This is a genomic window from Arthrobacter crystallopoietes BAB-32 (assembly GCF_000328305.2).
In the GTDB taxonomy this organism is placed as follows: Bacteria; Actinomycetota; Actinomycetes; order Actinomycetales; family Micrococcaceae; genus Crystallibacter; species Crystallibacter crystallopoietes_A.
The window spans coordinates 1-1,721 of record NZ_ANPE02000151.1; the positions used below are offsets into that span (position 1 = coordinate 1).

At 58.1% G+C, this 1,721-nt stretch carries 1 protein-coding gene; it reads left to right on the forward strand.

Annotated elements, in window-relative coordinates:
* Nucleotides 1–118 precede the first annotated feature (118 nt).
* On the forward strand, nt 119–1,681 hold the full coding sequence (locus D477_RS12415) for an APC family permease (RefSeq protein ID WP_005269649.1): 1,563 nt from the start codon (nt 119–121) through the stop codon (nt 1,679–1,681).
* Nucleotides 1,682–1,721: the final 40 nt, after the last annotated feature.

Here is a 1,721-nt window from a genome sequence, read left to right on the forward strand (position 1 = left end):
GACAAGACCTAGTGGCCTCACATCGCCTTAACAAAAAATTAACGCGAAAGGTATGGCGTGGGGCACATCACAGGTAGTACATTACCGATCATAGGTTACACATTGAACGGAGCAACTCATGGGTACTACCCACCTCTCGGACGATGACCGGCATCTCGCATCGTTCGGTTACAAGCAGGAACTGAACCGAACCCTTGGCGCCTTTTCAACGTTCGCCACTGGCTTCGCCTTTATCTCGATTCTGACGGGCATGTTTCTTTTGTTCGGCTTCGTCTATGGAAGCGGAGGTCCGGCCTCGATATGGGCGTGGATCACAGCTGCGGTAGGTCAGCTCCTGTTCGCCTTTTCCTTTGCGGAGCTGTCGGTTCGGTATCCGCTGGCCGGCTCGGTTTATAACTGGACCAAGCACGTGGCCCGAAAGTCGGTCGCCTGGATGGCGGGGGTCTTTATGATTCTTGCCCTCGTTGTTTCTTCGGCCACGGTTGGGCTGACGATGCAGTTGATCCTGCCTGCCATCTCTCCGGTCTTCTGGATCTACGGCGATGGATCGGGCCCGCTTGATGCATCCATCAACGGTGTCATTCTTGCCTCGATCATGCTGGCTATGACGACTGCCATCAGCCTCATGGGTGCCAAGATCAGGGCCTTCGTTAATAACGTGGGCGTGGTCGTGGAGCTGGTAGCTACAGTCGTTCTGATCGTGGCGTTCCTGCTGAACAGCAAGCGCGGCCCGCAGGTGGCCTTCGAAACAAACGGTACTGAAGCCAACTTCTCGAGCGGCTACTTCGGCGCTCTCCTGGTGTGCCTGCTTCTTGGGCTTCTTGTCATGTGGGGCTTCGACACGGCGGGCTCCCTGGGTGAGGAAACCATCAATCCGCGCAAGACAAGCCCCCGCGCGATCATCCGCGCCCTGCTGGCTTCAGGTATTTTCGGGGCTCTGCTCATTCTGACCGCTGTGATGTCCGTCGACGACATCAAGGATCCGAATATCAGTGCCGAAGGACTTGCCTACGTCGTACAGTCCGTACTGGGCGATACCCTCGGCAACATGATGTTGGTCTGTGCCGCGATTGCCGTCTTCATCTGCGCCATGGCAAACCAGACCGGGGCAGTGAACATGATGTTCGCAATGGCCCGAGACAACGCGCTCCCGGGATCAGGGCGGCTGAGCCATGTGGCGGCCCGTGCCAAGACACCGGTCTTCCCCCCGATCCTCGTCCTGGTTGTCGGTGTCGTTATCCTGCTGGTCAACATCAGCCAGCCGCAGATCATCCTGGTCGTTTCCTCGAACGCCATCATCTTCGCCATGCTCTCCTACATCCTCGTCGCAGGCGGCTTCTCGATCGCGCGACTGCGGGGCCGCTGGCAGGAGCCTGAGAAGGGCTACTTCAATCTTGGCCGCAAGCTGGGCCTAGTGGTCAGCATTTCCGCAGTCATCTGGGCCGTTCTCATGGTGATCAACGTGGCCTGGCCTCGTCAGGAGATCTACAACCCGGTTGAGCCCTTCCACTGGTACCTGCAATGGGGCGGCGTGATCGTACCTATCGCTGCCACGGTCCTCATGGTTGTCGGTTACCTCGTACAGCGCAAGAAGATCGGCATTCGAGCAGAACATGCATCTGTTCCGATCACTTCGCCGGCCGCACCCACTTCCCGGGCAGACCTGAACGAGGTCTCTTAATCTCCCAACTCAACCTCGCAGCGCGAAACGTGTCTGGGCC

Coding starts and splice junctions, on each gene's coding strand:
- D477_RS12415 (WP_005269649.1), top strand. CDS start 119: ATGGGTACTACCCACCTCTCGGACGATGACCGGCATCTCGCATCGTTC.